General features: G+C 41.9%; 20 protein-coding genes. 12 read left to right on the top strand and 8 right to left on the bottom strand.

Annotated features, from left to right (window positions below; genetic code table 11):
* Positions 1-35 precede the first annotated feature (35 nt).
* Positions 36-2,084, top strand: coding sequence for a molybdopterin oxidoreductase family protein (locus NYE63_RS03065; protein ID WP_342604030.1), 2,049 nt, complete (start codon positions 36-38; stop codon positions 2,082-2,084).
* A 184-nt stretch (positions 2,085-2,268) separates the two neighbouring features.
* Here NYE63_RS03065 and NYE63_RS03060 read toward each other — a convergent pair whose 3' ends face one another.
* The 3 genes from NYE63_RS03060 to NYE63_RS03050 form a co-directional block, all read right to left on the bottom strand.
* Positions 2,269-3,789 (bottom strand): aldehyde dehydrogenase family protein, encoded by a 1,521-nt coding sequence (locus NYE63_RS03060; RefSeq protein ID WP_342604029.1) that lies wholly within the window; start codon positions 3,787-3,789, stop codon positions 2,269-2,271.
* Positions 3,790-4,043: 254 nt separating this feature from the next.
* A complete protein-coding gene (locus NYE63_RS03055) occupies positions 4,044-5,483 on the bottom strand; it encodes an aldehyde dehydrogenase family protein (RefSeq protein WP_342604028.1) in 1,440 nt (479 codons plus the stop codon).
* 12 nt (positions 5,484-5,495) lie between these two features.
* On the bottom strand, positions 5,496-6,821 hold the full coding sequence (locus NYE63_RS03050; protein WP_342604027.1) for an aspartate aminotransferase family protein: 1,326 nt from the start codon (positions 6,819-6,821) through the stop codon (positions 5,496-5,498).
* Between the two features lie 389 nt (positions 6,822-7,210).
* On the opposite strand from NYE63_RS03050, the gene rpoN reads away from it, so the two are divergent.
* Entirely contained in the window at positions 7,211-8,578 is a 1,368-nt protein-coding gene (gene rpoN, locus NYE63_RS03045; protein WP_342604026.1) for an RNA polymerase factor sigma-54, read from the top strand.
* 204 nt (positions 8,579-8,782) lie between these two features.
* Here rpoN and bluB read toward each other — a convergent pair whose 3' ends face one another.
* Both bluB and NYE63_RS03035 read right to left on the bottom strand, forming a co-directional pair.
* On the bottom strand, positions 8,783-9,424 hold the full coding sequence (gene bluB, locus NYE63_RS03040; RefSeq protein ID WP_133351777.1) for a 5,6-dimethylbenzimidazole synthase: 642 nt from the start codon (positions 9,422-9,424) through the stop codon (positions 8,783-8,785).
* A gap of 104 nt (positions 9,425-9,528) precedes the next feature.
* Positions 9,529-10,134 carry a uridine kinase gene (locus NYE63_RS03035; protein WP_342604025.1) on the bottom strand — a complete coding sequence of 202 codons (606 nt, stop codon included), beginning with the start codon at positions 10,132-10,134 and terminating at the stop codon, positions 9,529-9,531.
* A gap of 66 nt (positions 10,135-10,200) precedes the next feature.
* On the opposite strand from NYE63_RS03035, the gene NYE63_RS03030 reads away from it, so the two are divergent.
* A complete protein-coding gene (locus NYE63_RS03030) occupies positions 10,201-10,368 on the top strand; it encodes a hypothetical protein (protein WP_342604024.1) in 168 nt (55 codons plus the stop codon).
* A gap of 65 nt (positions 10,369-10,433) precedes the next feature.
* Here the strand turns inward: NYE63_RS03030 and dacB are convergent, their stop codons facing one another.
* A complete protein-coding gene (gene dacB / locus NYE63_RS03025; protein ID WP_342604023.1) occupies positions 10,434-11,924 on the bottom strand; it encodes a D-alanyl-D-alanine carboxypeptidase/D-alanyl-D-alanine-endopeptidase in 1,491 nt (496 codons plus the stop codon).
* Positions 11,925-12,155: 231 nt separating this feature from the next.
* Here dacB and NYE63_RS03020 point away from each other — a divergent pair, with 231 nt between their 5' ends.
* The 4 genes from NYE63_RS03020 (at position 12,156) to NYE63_RS03005 (ending at position 15,198) form a co-directional block, all read left to right on the top strand.
* Positions 12,156-12,650 (top strand): PH domain-containing protein, encoded by a 495-nt coding sequence (locus tag NYE63_RS03020; protein WP_342604022.1) that lies wholly within the window; start codon positions 12,156-12,158, stop codon positions 12,648-12,650.
* 2 nt (positions 12,651-12,652) lie between these two features.
* Positions 12,653-14,122, top strand: coding sequence for a PH domain-containing protein (locus NYE63_RS03015; RefSeq protein ID WP_342604021.1), 1,470 nt, complete (start codon positions 12,653-12,655; stop codon positions 14,120-14,122).
* A gap of 220 nt (positions 14,123-14,342) precedes the next feature.
* A complete protein-coding gene (locus NYE63_RS03010; RefSeq protein WP_342604020.1) occupies positions 14,343-14,543 on the top strand; it encodes a hypothetical protein in 201 nt (66 codons plus the stop codon).
* Positions 14,544-14,775: 232 nt separating this feature from the next.
* Positions 14,776-15,198, top strand: coding sequence for a hypothetical protein (locus tag NYE63_RS03005; protein ID WP_342604019.1), 423 nt, complete (start codon positions 14,776-14,778; stop codon positions 15,196-15,198).
* 47 nt (positions 15,199-15,245) lie between these two features.
* Here the strand turns inward: NYE63_RS03005 and NYE63_RS03000 are convergent, their stop codons facing one another.
* A complete protein-coding gene (locus tag NYE63_RS03000) occupies positions 15,246-15,752 on the bottom strand; it encodes a general stress protein (RefSeq protein ID WP_342604018.1) in 507 nt (168 codons plus the stop codon).
* A 163-nt stretch (positions 15,753-15,915) separates the two neighbouring features.
* Here NYE63_RS03000 and NYE63_RS02995 point away from each other — a divergent pair, with 163 nt between their 5' ends.
* From NYE63_RS02995 to NYE63_RS02975, 5 genes are all read left to right on the top strand, one after another.
* Positions 15,916-16,980 carry a M20/M25/M40 family metallo-hydrolase gene (locus NYE63_RS02995; protein ID WP_342604017.1) on the top strand — a complete coding sequence of 355 codons (1,065 nt, stop codon included), beginning with the start codon at positions 15,916-15,918 and terminating at the stop codon, positions 16,978-16,980.
* A gap of 398 nt (positions 16,981-17,378) precedes the next feature.
* Positions 17,379-17,939: a 3D domain-containing protein gene (locus tag NYE63_RS02990; RefSeq protein WP_275728777.1), complete on the top strand. Its 561-nt coding sequence runs from the start codon at positions 17,379-17,381 to the stop codon at positions 17,937-17,939.
* Positions 17,940-18,086: 147 nt separating this feature from the next.
* Positions 18,087-19,007 carry a 2-dehydropantoate 2-reductase gene (locus NYE63_RS02985; protein WP_342604016.1) on the top strand — a complete coding sequence of 307 codons (921 nt, stop codon included), beginning with the start codon at positions 18,087-18,089 and terminating at the stop codon, positions 19,005-19,007.
* A gap of 229 nt (positions 19,008-19,236) precedes the next feature.
* Positions 19,237-20,505, top strand: a complete 1,269-nt coding sequence (locus NYE63_RS02980; RefSeq protein ID WP_342604015.1) for a dicarboxylate/amino acid:cation symporter — start codon at positions 19,237-19,239, stop codon at positions 20,503-20,505.
* Between the two features lie 210 nt (positions 20,506-20,715).
* Positions 20,716-22,134, top strand: coding sequence for an NAD-dependent succinate-semialdehyde dehydrogenase (locus NYE63_RS02975; RefSeq protein ID WP_342604014.1), 1,419 nt, complete (start codon positions 20,716-20,718; stop codon positions 22,132-22,134).
* A gap of 67 nt (positions 22,135-22,201) precedes the next feature.
* Here NYE63_RS02975 and NYE63_RS02970 read toward each other — a convergent pair whose 3' ends face one another.
* Positions 22,202-23,308, bottom strand: coding sequence for an AI-2E family transporter (locus NYE63_RS02970; RefSeq protein ID WP_063235330.1), 1,107 nt, complete (start codon positions 23,306-23,308; stop codon positions 22,202-22,204).
* Positions 23,309-23,326: the final 18 nt, after the last annotated feature.

Raw genomic sequence — 23,326 nt, 5'->3', positions numbered from 1 at the left:
ATTTTATTAGATTAAATTATTAGGAGGAATAATCCATGCAATCCTATATCAATCAGCCAGATGGAGTCTTTCCCTCTGTTTGCTCTCTTGACTGCCCTGATCAATGCGGTTTACTGCTGCACAAAAAAGATGGGAAAATCATTAAAGTTCAAGGTGACCCTGATCATCCAGTCACCAAAGGGAATATTTGCAACAAAGTCCGAAACATGACTGCCCGCCTATATGACCCCAAGCGCTTAAAGCAGCCATTAAAACGCATCGGTCTGAAAGGAGAAGGGAATTTCGCTCCAATCAGTTGGGAAGAGGCCCTTGACACAATCACTTCCAAATGGAAAGACCTGATCAAAATGCACGGACCGGAAAGCATACTCCCCTACAGCTTTTACGGAAACATGGGCAACCTCAGCGCAGAGGGGATGGATCGCCGTTTTTTCCACAAACTCGGTGCAAGCATGCTCGAGCGTTCCATTTGTAACGCGGCCGGCTCAGTCGGATACAACTATACAATGGGTGGTTCATTCGGCACCGACCCAGAAGAAACGATTCATACAAAGCTTTTCATCATGTGGGGCATTAACGCTGTGAGCACAAATATGCACCAAGTTACGCTTGCCCAACAAGCCCGAAAAAACGGGGCCAAAGTAGTTGTCATTGACGTACATAAAAATCAAACCGGCAATTGGGCTGATTGGTTCATCCCAATTCTGCCTGGCACCGATAGTGCGCTCGCCCTCGGTTTAATGCATATTCTATATGCCGAGAATCTAGTCGACCAGCCCTTTCTCGATGAATACACAGTGGGTGCAGCCGAATTGCGCGAACACGTCCGCCAATATGATCCTGCGACAGTATCCGTGATCACTGGCGTTCCGATTGATGACTTATATGAATTGGCTAGGATGTACGGCACCACAAGTCCATCATTCGTTCGGATAGGAAATGGCCTGCAGCACCATGACAATGGCGGCATGGCTGTACGTACCATTGCCTGCCTGCCTGCACTTACCGGCCAATGGATGGTGGAAGGCGGAGGAGCCATCAAAGGGAATTCAGGATATCTGGCTTTTAATACAAATGCCTTAAGACGTCCTGATTTATTGCATAATAAAGCTACTCGGACCATTAATATGAACCAAATCGGTCAAGCTCTTCTGGAAAAAGAAAACCCGATTCGCTCCATGTTTGTATACGGCTCCAACCCAGCACTTGTAGCTCCGAATGCAAATAAGGTGCAGGAAGGTCTAATGCGGGAAGATCTATTCACAGTTGTACATGATCTATTCTTAACCGAAACGGCCATGTTTGCTGACCTCGTCCTTCCTGCCACATCATCTTATGAAACGGAGGATTTTTATAATTCATACTGGCATAATTACGTCCAACTACAAAAACCTGTAGTCGAAAAATATGGCGAGTCGAAATCGAATGTTGAATTGTTCAAACTGTTAGCTGTTGGAATGGGATTTGGGGAACAAGCATTTAGAGATTCAGAGGAAGATATGATACGGCAGGCACTGAATTTTCCCGATAACCCGCATTTAGAAGGCATCACCTATGACACCCTTTCAAGGAATCAATTTGTCAAAGCCAAGATGCAGCCGATGTTCCCAGGAAAACTCCCAACACCAAGCGGTAAAATCGAACTTTATTCCGAACGGATGAAGCAGGATGGATACGAGCCTTTGCCAACATATACGCCAATCATAAAAGACAGCGACCTGCCATTTTTATTCATTCCGGCTCCTAATCACAATTTCTTGAATTCAACCTTTTCAAATAATGCCAAACATATCTCATTGGAAAAGGAACCGAAACTGCACATGAATGCCGCTGATGCCAAAACAATGGGGATAGCCCCCGGAGATACGGTTAAAATCTGGAACGGTCGCGGTGAATGTATACTTACCGCTGCTCCCGGTGAAAATGTGTTACCTGGCGTTCTTGTCAGCCAAGGCTTGTGGCAGAACACACCTGAAACAAAACAACACATCAATTCCCTTACCCCAGATCGACTCTCAGATATGGGTAATGGCGCCGTTTTCTTTTCAGGACGGGTGGATCTTGAAAAAGTCCAACAAAAGTAAATCAATGTTTAGCAATCTATTAATATATCTGCGAATTTAGGATTATATCTCCGGTTCCGGCATTTTTATCTGCGAATTTCGGAATTTATCTCCGATTCCGGCTTTTTATCTGCGAAAATCAGAATATATCTCCGATTCCACAAAAAAGGCTGTTCCACAAGGAACAGCCTTTTCATCATGCTACTTACTCTTCATCAAACCAACCTGTTGGCTGGATATCCAAGTTGTTATTGATTTGCTTCACTTCCGTATAAGCTTCGTAACCGAAAGTTCCCAGTTCGCGTCCATTTCCACTTTGCTTGAACCCTCCCCAAGGAGCTTCGTTATAAGTCGGATGATATGAGTTTATCCACGTGATGCCGGCACGCACTTTTTTAATGACACGGTACGCTTTTGCGATATCATTCGTGAACACCGCTCCCGCTAAACCATATTTCGTATCATTGGCAAGTCGAAGAGCTTCCGCTTCATCCTTGAACTTTTGAACGACAAGCACCGGTCCAAAAATTTCTTCCTGTACAATCCGCATGTCCGGTGTCGTATCAACAAAAATAGTAGGTTCGACAAAGTAACCTTTATCCAAGCCTTCTTCTTTAATTCGATTTCCACCGACGATTATTTTGGCACCTTCTTCTTTTCCGATTTGGATATACGATAATATTTTGTTCATATGGGCTTCTGAAACGATAGGTCCCATCTGGCTGTTTTCATCAGAACCTGAACCTACTTTGATCTTTTTCGCCTTCGCAGTAAGACTTGCAATGAACTGATCGTAAATAGACTCTTCCAACAATAAACGGGAGCCTGCTGAACACACTTGTCCTTGATTACAGAAAATCCCGTATAGAGCATAATCAACGGCAGTCTCAAAGTCAGAGTCCGCAAATACGATATTAGGCGATTTCCCGCCGAGCTCCAATGTCACTTTCTTTAGGTTACCCAGTGAAGCCTCCATGATCTTACGTCCTGTTGCCGTTCCTCCTGTAAAGGCTACTTTATCGATTTCCTCATGTTCGGCAATGGCTTGTCCGACAACTGGCCCCGCTCCTAAAACAAGGTTTGCGACACCTTTTGGCAATCCGACTTCATCCATGATTTCAAATAGTTTGACCGCTGTCACCGGAGTGACCTCAGATGGTTTGAACACAACGGAATTTCCTGCAGCAAGTGCCGGAGCCAGTTTCCAGGCTGACATCATTAGAGGGAAATTCCAAGGAACGATCTGCCCGCATACACCGATTGGTTCCCTTACGACCATCGCTTGCTGACCGTCAGGAACTTCAAAAGTCTGACCTGTCGGTTTTGTAGCCAATCCTGCATAATATCTAAAACAGGCTGCTGAATCCGCTATATCATAACGAGCCTCACGTAATGGTTTCCCATTATCCAATGTTTCCAACGCAGCTAGTTCTTCAGCTTTTTCTTCTATTTTGTCGGCTATTTTGAATAAAATGCGCGCTCTTTCCACTGCAGGAGTTCCCCACCAACCACCTTCATAGAATGCATATTTTGCTGCCTCGACCGCTGCATCCACATCTTCCTGTGTTCCTTCCGCAGCTTTGGCAATAACTTCCCCCGTGGCCGGATTCAATACATCCCTCTTCTCACCTGAAGTTGAATTCACCCATTCCCCATTGATGAACATCTTTAAGTCCAGTGCTCCCGTTCCTTCTTTTTTCGTATTATTTTGCAAAGTTTCCTGCATGTAAATTCCTCCTCGGTTTTAAGTTATCTACCTATATATTAGATATGAGCAAGATTCATGCCAGTTTGAAATATTAGGTAACTCTCGTTTTTTTGCCCTTTCCTGTCTCATTTAAATTCAACCGTGAATTACCTATTCATTTTTGCATAACATTTGGGCAATCCTTCATCTCAGTCTCTTTCAAAATTCATAGAAAAATGAAAACCGCAGCTCAAAAAAAAAAGAGATGAGCAGCTGCTCAACTCTTTTTTTGATTAATTTCGGTTAATAATGACCAGTTTCATTTCCGTCATTTCTTCAATGGCATATTTTAGCCCTTCGCGGCCCGTTCCGCTTTTTTTGACTCCTCCATATGGCATGTTGTCGACACGGTAAGTTGGGATATCATTAATGATAACACCGCCGACTTCCAATTTTTCTGCGGCAGAAAGAGCCAGATTGATATTTTCTGTGTATATCCCGGCCTGCAATCCAAATTCGGAATCATTGACCAAATCAATCGCTTCCTCAACAGACGAAACCTTATTGATCAAAACAATGGGAGCGAAGACTTCCTGACAAGATACTTTAAGCATTGCATCCACTTCCAGCAACACAGTGGGATGCAGGATATTTCCTTCAGATTTACCTCCTGCTGCAACAATTGCACCGTGTTGTTTAGCTTCACCGATCCAATCCAGGCTTCGCTGTACATCACCAGCGCTGATCAATGCCGAAATGTCCACCGACGGGTCCAAAGAATCTCCTAGTTTCAAGCCATTCGTTGCTTCTATGAATTTTTTGACGAACTCATCATATACCTCTTCATGAACATATGCGCGCTGTAAGGAAATACAGACCTGCCCTTGAAAAGCGAATGCTGCCGATACACAGCGTTGGATGATTTTATCGATATTGATCCCTTTATCGACGATGACAGCTGCATTCGAACCTAGTTCAAGACTCACTTTCTTTAACCCGGCCTTATTACGGATCCCGATTCCAACAGCTGGACTTCCAGTAAATGAAATGCTCTTCACCCGTGAATCAGTGACTAATTTATCACCAATTACCGAACCGCTTCCGGTAACTAAATTAAACGCACCTGCCGGCAAATCCGTTTCGGCTAATAGTTCAGCAAGAAATAGTGAAGATAGTGGTGTTTGGCTAGCAGGTTTCAGGACAAGTGTATTTCCCGCCGCAATGGCCGGTCCTACTTTATGGGCAACCAGGTTCATCGGAAAATTAAAAGGCGTAATCGCACCCACAACGCCTAGAGGCTCACGGACTGTGTATCCTATCCTTCCTTCTCCGTCAGCTGTAGCATCCATCGTCAATGTTTCTCCATGAATCCTTTTTGCTTCCTCTGCTGCAAATTTATATGTGGCAATCGTGCGAGATACTTCAACCATTGCCGTTTTAATCGGTTTCGCTGCCTCTTTAGCAATAATTTCAGCTGCCTCATCTTTGCGGCTTTCCAATAGACTCGCGAGCTTTTCAAGGATGGCAGCCCGTTTATGACTAGGTAAAGCTGCCATTGTTTTTCTAGCTTGATAGGCTGATTCTATTGCCAACTCGACATCTTCAAGGCTTGCTGAAGGAATTTCCGCTAGAACTTCCCCGCTATAGGGAGACTTTAGTGTCGTGAACTTTTCAGCTTCTTGCCATTTACCATTAATGAATAATTTCTTTTTCAGCGTTTCCGTCATGACCATCACTTTCACCTCTTATAAAATTTCTTTTTCGACAGCAGTAAATGTCTCATCAAGGATTTCAATTATTCTTTCGACTTCCGATTTAGTAATGATTAAAGGCGGTGCGAATACGAGTGTATCTTGATCAAACGTAACAGACCGGCAAATTAAACCATTCTTCGCCGCTTCAGCAACCAGTCTTGGAGCAAGCTGTGTCTCAAAGCCTTCGCCTGTTTGTTTGTCCTTTACGATGGAGATGCCTCCAATTAGTCCAAGTGCCCTAACATCACCAACAATCGGATGTTTGCTTTGAAGCTTCTTAAAGCCGGCAAGCAACTCTTCACCACGCTGTTTCGAATTTTCTATAAGGTTTTCACGTTCAATTATTTCAATATTTTTCAAAGCAACCGCACAAGCCATAGGATGGCCACTGTATGTGTAGCCGTGTAAAAGCGTACCTTTTGAAAGGGCAATGAAATCCTGATGCATCTTATCATTCAGGACGACCCCGCCTAACTGTGCATATCCGCTCGTCACACCTTTTGCAAAGCACATCATATCAGGTACAACACCAAAGTGTTCAATCCCAAAATAAGTCCCTGTTCTTCCGAAACCTGTAATGACTTCATCCGTCACCATTAAAATGCCGTATTCATTACAAATCTCCCTTACTTCCTTAAAATAGCCTTCAGGAGGAAGGTTCACGCCACCGGCCCCTTGAATCGGTTCAGCGATAAATGCCGCAATCGTTTCCGGTCCTTCCTGTTCTATGACCTTACGCAACTCCTCAATGGAGGAACCGTCAACATGGTAAAAATCCGGTGCGATTGAATTCGTGAAGTCACGGAACGGCTTCAGGCCAGTCGCACTTGTAGCTCCCATTGCCACTCCATGATAAGATTTCGAGCGTGAAATGATTTTTTGACGATTAGGCTGCCCTTTCAAAAGCCAGTAATGACGAGCAAGTTTGATGGCCGTATCATTCGACTCCGATCCACCTGAAGTGAAGAAAACTGCATTCAAATCCCCAGGCGCGATGGAAGCGATCTTGGCCGCTAAACGGATTGCCGGCTCATTGCTGAAAGTGGCGAAACTTGAGGTGAAAGCTAACTTCGTCATTTGTTCCTTCGCGACTTCAGCCATCTCTTCTTGTCCATGTCCAATATTCACATTCCAAAGTGAAGCCATGCCATCAATGACAGTCCTGCCCGTGACATCCGTAAGATATATTCCCTTCCCTTCCTTAAAGATGAAACTTGGACCATCTGCCTGCTGTTGTTCGATTGCCGTAGTCGGATGAATAAAATGCTTTTTATCCAAATCGATTAATTCCTGTATACCCGTCTTCTCTTTAATCATGTAAAAAACACCCTTCTCATGTAATGGATTTTTTTCAAGCTAGTTATTTTTATATTTATATATATAGATATAGCAAGATGCATGCCAAATTATATGAGCCTTATATTAAAGGTATTCAAGTTAAAGTGATTCATAAATAAATCAATAGAAGCGTGTGTTGATTCATACATAAATCATTTGATTCGCATTCGAATCATTTAATTCCCATTCATTAGATTAAATACTAATTCACATGCATTTTTTCGAATCTCTCTCTTTAATTTCTAAATGATGTTATAAAACCTGACGCGAAATGTTGAATTTTCGGAAGATTTGTATTATTATCATGTTAATATTTTTTCATTCCGTTTGAGCCGCTATGTTAATCTAAACGAAAGAAGTTGATATATATGCAGGTAGGATTTGAACTGCACCAAAAGCAAACCTTGAAATTGTCATTAACCCCTGAATTACAGCAATCGATCAATATCCTTCAATATTCCACCCATGAACTATTAGATTTCCTAAACCGGCAGGCACACGAAAATCCCGTTCTCGAAATTAGCTTTAAAGAACCCCTCGCATCACTTACTGAATCTAGCATTCGGACACAAAAAATAAATTCTCAGATACGTGGATCCTCCTCTATAAGTAAAGGTTTCAACGGAGACAATGATTACAATCCAATCAACAATTATTCAATCAACACAGAAACACTGGAAAGCCATTTACTGGAACAATTGAGTTTACTAAGTTCGTTGAAAGCATTTGAAAAACAGATACTCCAATTTTTGATTGGGAACTTAAATGATTATGGATTTCTTGAATTGGATGCCAATTGGGCTGCCTCGTATTTTTCCGTATCCGTGGAAGAAATCGAAAATATGATTCAAGTATTGCAATCCCTTGACCCAATTGGAGTCGGGGCTAAAGATCTGACCGATTGTTTACTCATTCAGCTGCGTGAGCATGAGGATCACAATGAATTGGCGTATAAGATCGTTAAAAAGCACTTAACGGATTTAGCAGAAAAACGCTTCAGGAAAATTGCCACCCTTTACCAAGTGACCATTCAGGAAGTACAAGAGGCCTCGGATTTAATCCGTACGTTAAACCCGCGTCCCGTCAGTCGCTTTTCCAATGATATGACTCATTACATCGTTCCGGACGTTTACGTGGAAAAAGAAAAAGAAGGTTTTCTGATAACGGTCAACGATAGCTGCACACCTAAACTGTCCATCAACCCTTACTACAAGAACCAAATCGCTATGAATCCTGTTAATCCAGCTAAAGATTATATAAAAGGGCACATAAATGATGCCAGATTACTTTTAAAAGGGCTCGAACAAAGGCAAATGACACTTTACAAAGTGACAGCATCAATCGTGGACGAACAGCAAGAGTTTTTCATGAAGGGAATTAGGGGATTAAAACCTATGACATTGAAGGACATTTCGGAAAAACTTCAGCTTCATGAATCAACAATCAGCAGGGCGACGAGCAATAAATATATCCAGACTCCTCATGGCCTCTTTAAACTAAGGAACTTCTTTACTAGAGGGTTAAACCGCGTGAACAGCCAAGCAACCGATTCAACGACCACCATCAAAGAAAAAATAAAGGTCTTGATTGCCGATGAAGATAAAATAAAGCCTTTTTCAGATCAGAAACTTTGTCAAATATTCGAAAATGAAGGGACGAAGATCTCCCGCCGTACTATTGCAAAATACCGTGAAGATCTCGGTATACCAGGATCTTCACAACGGCGCAGATATTAAAATCAAACCAAATTTTGTTTTTTTATGTTGTGCCAACATTACGGAATAACGTATTTAAAAGACTCTTACTAAGGATGTATCTATCGTAAGAGTCTTCTATATTTTCACTGCTTCATTTCATTTTTTTTTAAAATCATTTCCTCACAACAAAAAACCCCTGAACCAGGGGCTTAATAAACGAGTTTTGAATCATAATATATAGTTTTATTTATTCCCCCATTTATCCTTGAAAATAAGTTCATCCATCGGCCTTCTTTTTTCCCAATTAGCAAGTTCAAGAATGGGTTTATCCGGATATTGATCCGTATAGCCAATCGACAGGAGTGCGACGGGTTCTATATGCGGCGGAATCTCCAAAATATCGCGAATATCATTTTTCTTATAAAAGCTTACCCATCCCATTGCCAATCCTTCCGCACAGGCAGCCAGCCACATATTTTGAATCGCGCAGGCTGTGGATAGGATATCGGTTTCTGGAATGGAGTTCCTCCCTAAAACATGGGAGCCGCCCCGTGTCGGGTCGCATGTAACACAAATGGTGTATGGTGCTTCTTTTAACCCTTCCACTTTCAAACTAAGAAACTTATTTTCTTTACCTCCTTCATAATGAATTGCGAGTGCCCTTCTTTCTTTATCAGCTGCCCATGCCAAACTGTTCTTGGTTTCCTGAGATGAAATCACGATGAAACTCCAAGGTTGCATGAATCCTACAGACGGCGCATGATGTGCAGCATCCAAAATTCTGCGGAGTATATCCTTTGAAATGGGCTTAGGCAAAAAACTCCTGATATCCCTTCGGTTATAAATGGCTTTATATACGGCAGCTTGTTCTTCATTAGTAAACATAGTTTCCCCCCATGTTTCCGGCTCCCCAGAAATTTATCTAGACATACAATATATTTTATAGGTAAACTCTTACAATTAAAAGCGCGTTCCAGATATCTCCGGATTCAGCTCGTTCCGTCCACAACAAGTTTCGCTCTTTCTTGAGGCCTTTGCGCGACCACATAGAGATCTTCTTGAACCATCCAATTATCCTCCCACATTTGACGCGCATCTTCACCATCCCGCTCTAGGCCCCTTTTCAAACGCTGATCACGGGGACATTCCACCCAAATCGTGAAATCATGGTATCCTGCCAATTCTTTTCGGATAGAATACGTTCCTTCTATAATGACAAGGCCTTTAGCAGGAACCTCATGCCATTCAGCCTTAGTGTCCGTTTCCCAATCATACCTTTGATACCTTGCTTCCTCCCCTTCTATAAGCGGTTTCAGAACTTGGTTATAAACCCGTTCCCAATCATAATCCGCACCAACCTGCTTTTGGGATGGAGGCAGTTGAATCCTATCCGATGATGGCAAATAAAAATCATCCATATGAACGACCGCGCTACCTGGACATTCTGCTTGAATACGGGAAGCGAGTGTACTTTTTCCAGATCCGCCCCGGCCATCTATGGCCACTATATAGAGAAATCGTTTTTTGGAAATTTCGTGAATTTCAGCTATAAGACTGCTAATCGTATACTGTCCATTAAGTGTTGGAAAGTTCATAAGCATTCCTCCTATACTTCTTATTTCTATTCATCCTCCCTTAAATTCCTTCCTTGAGGGAATAAAATGAAAAAAACTAAGAAGAAGGTGCTGGTATTGAATAAAATCCAATTTGCAACGACCATCGATTCGAATACGCCATTCGGACCAGCGAGTGAAACCCGACATCAAGGCAGCAAAGAAAAATGGCTTATCGGCTGTATGCTGCCAATTCGAATTTGCCGAAGAAAATGAATTGGCAGATGCCTATCTATTTCTCGCAGATTTTTCTGAACTTCAAACTTAGCTTTCTATGGGTACTAATGGCCATTCCCCAATAGGTTTTCCTGTTCTGCGAGCATTACGGCTATCTTATCCTGGATTGCCGTGATGCCTTTTTCTTCTACAAAATTATTCAAGATGATCGAAAATATGACTTTTTCCCCCCTTTTGGTCGTCACATAACCTGATAAGGAGCTCGTTCCTGAAATCGTCCCTGTTTTTGCGCGAACATTCCCAGCTGCATATGTCCCTTTCATCCTCTTTCTTAGCGTACCGCCCACCATCCGATTTTCGTTGCCTGCAATCGGCAAAGCATTCAAGTAAGCAGGAAACCACGTTTTTTCCTGTACGGCATACAGCAGCTTCGTTATTTCATTCGCTGGAATCATATTGACTTGGGAAATGCCAGATCCATCACGCATCATGATCGTTTGCATATTGAGACCCATACTCTTCAGCTGATTTCGAGCAACCTTCAAACCATCTTTCCAGCTTCCCTCCCCTTCTGCCTCTTTGCCCATTTCTTTCACCAAAACCTCGGCATGGCTGTTATTGCTCAATTTCATGAAAGGAATAAGCAGTTGTGAAAGCGGCAAGGACTGATGAGTCGCAATCATTTCCGCTCCTACTGGCGTTTTCCCTTTTTTCCTTTTTCCCAACACTTTAATTCCATGTTTCTTCATTGATTTTTCAAATAGGCTCAGAGCATATTCTGTTGGATCTTTCACCGAGATCCACTCTTTGGTCACACCGGCATGCTCCGGAATGGTCCCGGTCACCGTAATGACTTGTGTGCCATGAGACCGTTCGACTTCAATTTTCTTTTCGCCGTCTTCCGATTCAGTTTTCGTTTTGTTGATGACCTTCACGTAATCCGTTTCCGGCTTCAGCTTCACCGTTGCCCTTTTACCAGCCTTTTCCCCAGGGGTTATCTCCAAGATGATGGTACCGGTATCATAGTCTTCATTTGGGGAAGCGGTTAAAGCTGAAACGGCTGCTCCGTAATATTCCTGTTCATCGCTCCAAACTAAATCTTGGGAATAGCGAACATCATCATACCAAGAATCATCGCCTATAAGATCCCCATGAACCAACTTAACTTGCCTATGCTTCAGTGAAGCTGCCAGCTCATCAAAATCCTTTTCCAATAAGGTGGGATCGCCTTTTCCCTTCAGGTATACATTCCCTTGCAGAACATGGCCACCCTGCACTCCTTTTATGTATAGTTCCGTTTGAAAAGCATGATCTTCCCCTAAAGTATCCAGCGCAGCTGCTGCAGTCAATAGCTTAAGGTTCGAAGCAGGCCGCAATCTCGTTTGCGCCCCCGCTTCATAAATCATTTCCCCCGTTTCAGCTGAACGGATGGAAATTCCCGTCAACGCCCCAGCCAATCCCGGCGAATCACTCAATATTTGTTGAATTTTCTGCCCAAGGTTTCCTTCCTCATTAGCAGCCTTCATCGATTCTCCATCAAAAAAACAAATCCAAAACAGGAAGAATATAAAACTCAACTTCCTTTTATATGTCAAACCTATCACTCCCACTCTAAAAACTCACCACTTCTATCTTGTCCATTTTACGGTCATATAAAAAGAAAAGATCCACTAGTTTATACATACTCAGGTGACCGCAGGATTATTCGGCCGCTACTCCATGGAATCCATCAGTGTTCCAGACTTTGCTTTTACATGTACGGATAATAGGGAACTTTTTTGTAAGATAATCCGTATAAGTATAAAGACATAGTAAGGAGTGAATATATGTATTCCAAGATACAGGCGCCAACGAAGAAAATTTCCAAAGAATCAGTCAAGGTTTGGCGGATGACTGAAGCCATTACCAATCTTATTATCCTCGCCGTCCTTGGCATCCTATTATTTGTTGATGATTATTTCACTTGGAAAGAATGGATTGGATGGATTTTAAACGGACTTATCGTATTATCTTTTTTAAATGCAATCTGGTCCATCTTCATTGAACCGATTTTATTGCAAAAGTATTGGCGTTACGACGTGAACGAAGAGTTCATTCAAACAAAGCGTGGAGCCTGGAGTGAAACGCATGAACTCATTCCGATGACGAAGGTTCAATCCGTCAAATTGAACCAAGGACCGTTTTTGCGAAAATATAACCTTTATTCCCTAAGCATCGGAACAATGGGCGACTCTCATGACATACCTGCCATCCCCGAGAAAGAGGCGTATGAATTAAGAGATAAAATTGCCCATTTCGCAAAAATTAAGGAAGTGGATTAACGATGGAAGAACAAGCAAAACGATTACACCCTTTCAAAATCCCTTACGAATTTTGGAAATTGCTGAAAGGAAATGTGTTTTTCATAATCATGCTATATGTCCTAAATTTCGGTTCTGAAAAGATGTACATGAAGGTACTCCAAATCGGTTTTCTGGTTTATCTGATTTGGAAAGTCATATATGTCATCCTTAAATGGTATACGTATACATACAAAATCAATGAAGGTACCCTATATATTACTTCAGGGCTTATCACGAAATCGTATCGAACTGTCCCGCTTCATAAGGTTCAGAATGTGCAGCAACGCACGACGTTATTTCATAAGATTTTCAGATTAACCTCTTTAACATTCGAAACGGGGATGACTGGTGATCAGGGTACCGTACCTTTTGAGATGATTTCCCGAAAAGAGGCCGAACGGCTTGAGGGGGAATATGCTTCAAAAGAGGAACTTCCGCTTATCGAAGTGGATATTCCCGAAGAACGAATAGCTGAGGATATGGAACCAATCAATGAAACAACGATCCATTTCACGCCAAGCAAACAAGATGTGCTGAAAGCTTCTTTTACATCACTCAGCTTCCTGGCTCTTATCCCGATATTGGCTACGTTATATAATACAATCGATGACTTTATCGATTTGGAGAATGCCGAAGGGTTCCTTGCCAAGTTATTGGATACGTGGTGGATCATAACCATCGTTATTGCGGGCCTCATTTGTGTCGCCGTTACCTTCGGAATCGTTTCCACCTTCGTTAAATATGGAAAATATGAAATTTCATCCGATCACGAGCGTATATATATCAAGAAAGGCGTACTGGATGAATCTGCTTTTTCCATTCAGAAAGAAAAAGTACAAGCAGTCGAAATAACCCAATCAATCATTAAAAGATTGATTGGGCTGGCAGAAGTGAAACTGATCAGTGCAGGAAGCACGGGTGATGAAGAGCTGGAAACAAATACCCTCTATCCTTTTTTATCAATTGATCGGGCATATGGGATGGTAGAAGAGATTTTACCCGCATACAAAGTGAAACGGTCAATGGAGTCATTATCGAAACAGGCCTTCAAAATCAGAATGCTGCGGCCCAGCTTTTTCTGGATTCTTACAACATTGGCAATCTATTATTTCAAACCCTCCCTATGGTATATCTCGCTGATTCTACTCGTCCTCATTTATACATTGAGAATAATGGATTACAAAAATAGCCGTTACTTGTTAAATGATGAGTTCATTCAGTTCAAATCCGGAAGTTTGGAAACATCACTATTCATTACCAAAAGAAGCAAGGTCATTCAAATTGAGGTGGAACGTTCGAAGCTGCAAAAGCTTTTCGGGCTTGCCACAATTGAAACAACCAACCGCTCCAAGCCTGTACACCACACAAGGCTCCAAGATGTATCCGTTGAATATGCTGACGAGTTTTACACATGGTATATGGGCAGGACAAAAAATATCCAAGTCGAATAGTAATCAATGAATGAATGAATGAATGAAAGAGTTGACCATCGCAGTCAGCTCTTTTTTTATCAACTATATATCCCCCCCTCATACCTAGAACATATGTCGTCGACTCACGTCAAAATTAATATTGGGAATTTTCTAACTTGAAACTTCAAAAAAGTCAAAGCAGACCGAAATATCTATTGAAGCTTAAATTAATTTGGCGTATATAAGGAGAATTGTCCATATGAAAAGACTGACAGACTGTTATTTTAATTCGCTAAAAAAACAAATATTGATTCATTTTTTAGCTTTGATCATGATAAGCGGAATGGCCATCTCTTACTTGAGCTATAAAAATAGTATCGAGTTGACGACCCAGGAACTTACCGGAACGACGGAAGAGCAAGTCAAGTCAATGAACGATTCTTTCGAAATCTTCTTTTAAAAAACGGAAAATCAATTGGATAGGATCGGTAAGTATCCTATCATGAGTACTTATGATAAAAACCCCGAATCCATAATGGATGAGTTTTCCCATACACAGTCGAGCAATTCTGAAATAAATGGCTTATACCTTAGCACAGAGAAAGATGGAAAAACATTATTATTCCCAAAAGCTGAATTACCGGCTGACTTCGACCCAAGACAAAGGGATTGGTATCAATCCGCATTGAAGGTTGGCCCAACAGACGGAAAACTCACTGAAAGAAATCTCTGAAATCATTCAAGCCATGCAAACCGATACAACCAATACCGTTCATTTGATTGATCAAGTCAATCAAAAGATCCATCTTCAGGATACTTCTGTAACGGATACGGAAAATGCCTTCAGTCACATTGCATCCATTATCGCGAACACATTCAGCAATTTTGACGAAATAAAAAAGATGATGAACGATATGGTAAACGAGGTCACAAGGATGGCGAACAATGCAGAAAAATTAAATTCGATCAATCAGGAAACTGCAGCAGGAACTGAAGAAGTATCTGCTTCCGTAGAACAAACGAATGCTTCCATGGAACAATTAAATGCCCTGGCTAGTGAATTGGATGCCCTATCCCAGGAAATGCACAAAGAAATAAAGAAATTTACATTCTAATCAAAAAAGGACGGGCCCTAAGGGATCCGTCCTTTTTTACATACGACTTATAGAGTTCTTCTGCTGTTCGTTAGCGTTTCATCGGTTTCAGTAATTCCTGAGTAAGAAGAACTGGATTTTCTTGCATCCGAATCGACTAATACAAGCAGCTTGCCACTCTTTACATCCGCTTCATAACGATTCGCTTCGTCTTCAGGTATGCCCATACCGATTAATGTACCGGCCAATCCTCCTGTACCAGCACCTACAGCCGCTCCGGCTAATGTTGCAGCAAGCGGACCAGCTGCCAATACCGGTCCGATTCCCGGAATCGCCAACGCACCCACACCTGCTAATAATCCGGCCGCACCGCCAAAAATACCTCCGGTCGCCGCACCAGCTGCGAGCCCCTCTTCAACTTTTGTACCCGTTTCTTCATTCACTGACTTTAATTCTTCTTTATCTTTAGCTACCACTGAAATATCTTCACGATTATACCCTTGGGCCTGTAATGACTCAACAGCCTTTATAGCTTCTTCTCCAGTTTCATATACACCAATTATACGTTTATCCATATCTATCATCCTCCTTAAAGAATGTAAATTGTCGCTCCCCCTTTACATACCCCAGGGGATGAAAAGGCTAAACGTTATTTTACAGGAAAATATTTTTGAGTTAACCCTTACTTGGAAAGGGTATATATAATAATCGTATGCATATTTTTAGGAGGTTTTCTTTTTGCTCATCGAGTTACTTAAAGATTTAGTATCTATTGACAGTTCATCGAAAGAAGGAGCTAACCAAGCAGTTGATTACTGTGCGGACTGGCTTAAAAAACAAGGAATTACCGTGAATGTGATTGTAAATAACGGTTATAAAATGCTTGTTAGCGAGATTGGCAGCGGAGATAAAACCCTAATTTGGAATGGCCATGTCGATGTTGTCAGCGGTACGCCGGATCAGTTTTTCCCTGAGGTTCATGAAGGAAACTTATATGGACGCGGGACAGCCGATATGAAAGCTGGAGTTGCAGGGATGATGTGTGCATTTACCGAACTGAAAGATAAGGACTTAGGTTTGAAAATCCAGCTACAGATCGTATCAGATGAAGAGATTGGTGGCTTGAACTGTTCCGGATATTTAGCGAAACATGGTTATAGAGGGGACTTTGTAATCTGTGCTGAACCGACACAATTGGGAATCGGGCTCCAAGCAAAGGGTGCCCTTCGTCTCGATATTGAAGTATCCGGCAAATCGGCACACGGAAGCCGTCCATGGGAAGGCGTGAATGCAATTGAAAAGGCCTATGATCTCTATCAAAAAATAAAGGAACTTCCTTTCACCCGGGATCATACTCCCCTTTACTCTTCCCCTTCACTTAACCTAGCAAAAATAAAAGGCGGGGATGTCTATAATAAGGTACCGGATGCCTGTTTGCTAAGTCTTGATATTCGCTATCTTCCTACACAAACAATGGAAGATATCATCGCTCAGATCGAAAGTGTGACAGGAAATAATGTCCACCTTAATATGTACAGTAAACCTGTAAAAACCGAAGAGTCCGACCCATTCATCACCCTGCTTCGCCCAATTATCAAAAAAAATACCAAGCAAGACGCTGTCATTTTTGGACAACACGGCTCCGCAGATACCGTCTTTTTTGCGGCATATGATATCCCAGCCATCGAATTCGGACCAAAAGGTGAGAACTGGCATGGAGATAAGGAATGCGTCAATCTAGAATCGGTAGCAGTCTATCAAAAAATGCTAGTCGATTTCGCTTCTGAATTCGTTTTAAATTAATCCAAATCATGAAAAAAGCCGGCATCACATAGATGTCGGTTTTTTTTCATGTTCCGAATATCCTCTCCTACTAAAATAAACGGCATTCTTTCGTCTATTATTGCGTTGTTTTTTTACAAAATATACAGGACTTTAAAACCAGGCATTAAACATCCATATTTTACCTAATTAAACAGGATACGCCATTATACCAACACTATTTAACAAAAATACGCTTATACTGACATAATAAATAATATATTTACATTTAACAGATAAGTCCTTTTGTCCTAGTTTATATTACAATTATTTATCAAGGGAAACGTTTTTGTAACACAATTACTATTTCACCGAAACATCTTTGTCATAAAGACCTGTTATTCTAAGTCTACGATTTAAAACAAAGGAGACTATTCATTTTGAAAAAAATACTACTTCCACTATTCACTGCTTTCTTCCTGGTATTTAGTTTTTCCGGAGTTTCATCGGCTGCTACTACTACATACAAAGTTAAAAGCGGCGACACACTATGGGGTATCGCCAATAAACATAATATAACAGTCAATCAACTCAAAAGTTGGAACAACCTGAAAAAAGATAACATCCATCCAAAACAAGTTTTAAAGGTCAAGAAGACTTCGACCTCTGCTAAACCTAAGGCTAAAGCTAAAACGTCATCATCCAAGAAATATAAAACGATCACCGTGAAGGCAACAGCTTACACTGCGAACTGCAAAGGTTGCAGCGGTATTACAGCATCAGGTCTTAACTTAAAGAAAAACCCTAACGTAAAAGCGATCTCAGTCGACCCTAAGGTCATTCCACTAGGAACAAAAGTTCATGTAGAAGGATACGGGGATGCCATTGCGGCAGATAAAGGCGGCGCAATCAAAGGGAATAAAATTGACGTCTTCTACTCTTCTCACTCAAAAGCTATCAATTGGGGCAGAAAAACCGTTAAAGTAAAAATCTATAAATAATGATAAGCACCAGCCTGAAACCTTTCAGGCTGGTCTTTTGTTTTTCCCATTCTTACACTCCTCTAAACAAACAATTCACCTTCAAACGGAAATATTTACTGAAATTTCAGTCAATGTTATGATTAGTACATCTTAATCAAAAGAGAGGTGTGCACTTTGAATATTGTCATTATAGGGGCCGGGGCACTCGGCTCCTACTTTGGAGGCAGGTTGCAGCAGGCCGGGCAGGATGTTCAATACCTTGTCCGTAAAAACCGCGCCAAACAATTGAAGGAAAACGGCATCAGCATAACCAGCCCACATGGAAGCTACCAATTTAACGACCTTCATATCACAGAGAATGTAAGTGATATAGAAAAGGTCGACCTCGTGATTCTCGCCGTAAAAGGCCAGCATCTGCAAGGCACCCTTACTGATTTAAAGGTCCTTGTTGAAAAGGGCGCAAAGGTTCTCCCGCTTTTGAATGGATTGGAGCATATATCCATTTTGCAGGACGAGCTGGGCGATGAAGCCGTCTTGGGAGGAAGTGCATTCATCATTGCCACGCTTGATGAAAAAGGTCATGTCATTCACTCCAATGATAATCACGATTTAATCTATGGCCCGCTACATCCGTCACAAAAGAAGATTTGTGATGAATTCGAACAGGCGGCCGGATCAGCTATCATGAAGGTAAGCAGAACGGAAAACATATTAATCAGGATGTGGATCAAATACATGTTCATCACCGCTTTCTCCGGTGTGACAACTGCCTCCAACCTCCCTATCGGCACGATAAGGAGATTCCCGGAAACCAATGGATTGCTAGAAAAGGTCCTTGTTGAAATGAAGGATCTTGCAAATGCTTATGACGTAGGAATTACTGTGGAGAATATTGCTCAGGCATTGGAAAACATGGCAGGTTTACCTGAAGAGTCTACCTCTTCCATGCACCAGGACCGCCGGAAGGGCCTAACGCTAGAAGTGGAACATTTACAGGGCGGTGCACTGCGCCTTGCCGACAAGGTCGGTTTGAAACTTCCTGTGATCGGAACCCTATATGCACTTATAAAACCATTTGAAAATTGATTTTCCCTAATACCGGAGCTCCCCCGGTATTTTTTTTTGCAGCTTAGTAATCTATCTATATCCTAATAGTAACTTTTAATTCCTCTTCTATCCTTCAGTTATTATAAATCCCCAAGACCAAAAAGAACAAAAAGAAAACAATATCACCAAAAGAATATTCTGATTCTTTCTTCTGTTACACTATTATCAAGTTACGAAAGCGCTATCATATAACAAAGGAGAATGCACCTTGAAAATATTAAAAAATCTAACAGTTCAGGTCATTATCGGTATCATTCTAGGTATAACAGTCGGTTTCTTCTTCCCTACTTTCGGTGAACAACTGAAGATATTAGCTGATTTATTTATTAAAATGATTAAAATGGTCATTGCACCAATCATCTTCTTAACCGTCGTAATCGGAATTGGCGGTATGGGTGATATGAAAAAGGTTGGCCGCATCGGCGGAAAGGCCCTGCTCTATTTTGAAATCGTTACCACTTTCGCACTTGCCATCGGAATCATCGTAGTCAATCTGCTGGGACCTGGTAAAGGCTTTAACATCGATTCAGTCGAGGGCGGAGATGTATCACAATATACAACGGCCGCTTCCGAAACGGAACATGGCGCCGTTGCATTCATTTCTAATATCATTCCTGATAATGCCGTTGCCGCACTGGCTGGCGGAGACTTACTCCCTATTTTATTCTTTGCCGTATTATTCGGATTATCAATGGCGGCAATGGGACCGAGAGTGCAGCCAGTCGTTTCTTTCTTTCAGCATATTGCCGATATTTTCTTCGGCATCGTCGGTATGATCATGAAAGTATCTCCATTGGCCGCATTTGGAGCAATGGCTTATACAATCGGTAAGTTTGGCCTCGGTTCTTTAAGCTCTTTAGGACAATTAATGGGTAGCGTATATATCACCATGGCTCTATTCATCTTTCTTATCCTTGGTTCGATCGCAAAAATCTACGGCTTTAATATTTTCAAGTTCATAGCCTATCTAAAAGAAGAGATCCTCTTAGTTTTAGGAACCTCTTCGTCGGAGTCCGCTCTACCAAGCGTGATGAAAAAACTCGAAAAATACGGTTGCTCAAAATCGGTAGTCGGTTTAGTTGTCCCAACTGGTTACTCTTTCAACCTTGACGGCACATCCATCTACTTATCCATGGCAGCGATTTTCATCGCTCAAGCTTATGGTGTTGATTTAAGCATCTGGCAGGAATTGACCCTTTTAGGAATCTTGATGTTAACATCCAAAGGAGCTGCCGGTGTAACGGGATCCGGTTTCATTACACTTGCTGCAACATTAGCTGCCTTCCCAATGATTCCAGTTGAAGGAATGGCATTACTGCTGGGAGTCGACCGCTTCATGTCTGAAGCACGTGCCATCACTAATCTAATCGGTAACAGTGTTGCTACAGTGGTCATTTCTAAATCAGAAGGTGAATTCAATCCAAATCAAGCCATCTCAGGTGATATGAGTGAAGTGGCCGTCTCATCGGAAAAATAATCGAACCCTGAATGAAGAGGTGTGCAACTTGCACCTCTTTTTTTATGTAATGCTCCCTTTCTATCAATGAATGGCCGATTTTCTATAAATAGCCAATCAAATAAATTTCAGAATCACTGAAAAGTGTTTATACTTTTATGTAACAGGTAAAAGTATAAAGTTAAAAGTTTTAGTAGTTTGATGGATTTAACCAAATTAGGAGGTTTTATCATGAAGGATTACGGATTATTTATTAACGGTGAGTGGTCGGATTTTGGATTGGATAAAATTGAAGTGAGAAACCCGGCAACGGATGAAATAGTTGCCACCGTTCCTAAAGGCGGTGCAACTGAAGCAGCGAAGGCTGCAGATGCCGCATATGAAGCCTTTACGAGCTGGGCTGCACTCTCAGTCTACGAACGTGCTGAACTAATTTGGAAATGGCATCGACTGATTGATGATAATAAAGAAGAACTAGCCAAAATCATGACTGAAGAGCAAGGCAAGCCCCTTAAAGAGGCTCTTGGTGAAATGACATATGCAAATGGCTTTTTATCTTGGTTTGCCGAAGAAGGAAAACGGGTGTACGGCGAAACGATTCCTGCTTCCGTGTCCAATAAGCGGCTTTTCGTTACTAAACAGCCTGTCGGAGTTGTAGCTGTCATTACGCCTTGGAACTTTCCTGCAGCCATGATTACAAGAAAAGTTGCACCAGCGCTTGCCGTCGGCTGCACAGTCGTCATTAAACCGGCAAACCTGACTCCCATAACGGCTTTAAAAATGGCTGAATTAGCTGAAGAAGCTGGCATTCCAAAAGGAGTCATCAATGTCGTGACAGGAAAATCATCAGAGATCGGCGAAACTTGGCTTCAAGATACGAGGGTTCGTAAATTGACGTTTACCGGTTCTACAGAAGTCGGTAAAACCCTTATGAGGGGCTCAGCTGACACGGTAAAGAAAATCTCGCTTGAGCTCGGAGGTCATGCACCTGCAATCGTTCTTGAGGATGCCGACCTTAATAAAGCCGTTGATGGCATCATTAGTTCAAAATTCCGTAACGCAGGACAAACATGCGTCTGTTCAAATCGCATATATGTCCACGAAGCCATTCAAGAAGCCTTCATCGAAAAGCTCGTTGCCAAGGTCAAAGAACTAAAGGTAGGAAATGGACTGGAAGATGGCGTCGATATCGGTCCTCTTATCGATCAAAATGCAGTGGATAAGGTTCAAAAACAAATTGATGAAGCCATCAGCAGCGGTGCTAAGCTCGAAGCTGGCGGTAAATCAATAAGCGGCCTCTTTCTTGAACCAACCGTACTGTCCAACATTGATGACAGCATGCTATGCATGAAGGAAGAAACATTTGGTCCTCTAGCTCCTATTGCCTCCTTTAAGACTGATGAAGAGGCAATCAAGAGGGCAAATGACTCCATCTTCGGTCTGGCAGCTTACGTCTTCACTGAAAATATCACCAAGGGCATCAAATTCACCGAGGCACTAGAATTCGGTATTGTAGGATTGAACGATGGACTTCCTTCCGTCCCGCAAGCTCCATTTGGCGGATTCAAGCAAAGCGGGCTCGGCCGTGAAGGTGGACATCAAGGCATCGAAGAATTCCTGGAAGTAAAATATATTTCCTTAGGTTTGTAACCAATTTGGCGCTTTTGCTCCTTCACTAAGAAAACGGGTCCGACTCAATTGAGTCGGACCCGTTTTTTCATTCCAATATATCTTCTTCAAGCTTTTCCTCTTTTCGGATCCTGATGAATTTCACGATATTCAATACAATCGTTTTAACAACGGAGTAAGTCGGAACCGCTAAAATCATGCCGATGATACCGGCAATGTTTCCAGCAACGAGCAAAAGGATGATGATGGTAAGAGGATGTGTGTTCAATTTCTTCCCGATGACTAACGGTGAAATGAAATTACCATCCAATTGCTGAATGACCGTTACAACGAGAATGACCAATAACGCTTCGGTCGGTGAATGAATCAATGCCACAATGACAGCAGGAGCGGCTCCGATAAACGGACCTACATATGGAATGATATTGGTTACAGCACCAATCAGCGCGAATAAGAACGCGTAAGGCAAACCAATGATTACATACCCAATGAACGTTCCGATCCCGACAAACATGCAAACAAGCATCTGCCCTTGTATGTATGTAGTAAGCGTCCCGCCAGTTTCCTGAAGTACTGTTAAAGCTGGTTTTCTATAGCGAACCGGAACGAATTTCATAATGGCGGCCGGAAGCTTATCCCCATCCTTCAACATATAAAATAGGATGAAAGGAACCGTTACGACCACTAAAGTAATATTCGTCACTACGCTGAAAACGGAAGATAAGCTGTTCGTAATATTACTAGGTAAATCAGTCAAATATTTCTGAAGCGAGTCGCCCACTTCTTTCAGGGAAACATAGTCTTGTTCCATCGTCCACAAAAACCATTTTGAATCAGCCGAATCTTCAATAAACTTCCTTGTTTGATTGAAATATTCCGGGAGGTTATTGATTAAATCCGTAACCTGTTTGGACAGTGACGGGCCAACCAGACCTACCAGCAAACTAATCAATCCCAGGAAAAATACATATAGCAATAATATCGACAATCCCCTAGGCACTCTTCTTTTAACCAGGAATTCAACAGTGGGGTTGAACAAAAAGTAGAGAAAACCTGAAATTAAGATTGGAAAGAACAATGTAGATGTAAAAATGACTATTGGTTCAAAAAGAAAAGAAATCTTTGTACCAACATAAAAAAGTAAAGACAATAGTAATAACTCTAACGTCCAAAAATGTAATTTTGTCTTGAACAAATTATCTCCTCCACTATG

Origin of the sequence: Peribacillus sp. FSL E2-0159 (genome assembly GCF_038643155.1) — a bacterium.
Classification (GTDB): domain Bacteria; phylum Bacillota; class Bacilli; order Bacillales; family DSM-1321; genus Peribacillus; species Peribacillus simplex.
Note: the sequence above shows the minus strand (reverse complement) of the source record. Positions and strands in the feature narration are given on the sequence as shown.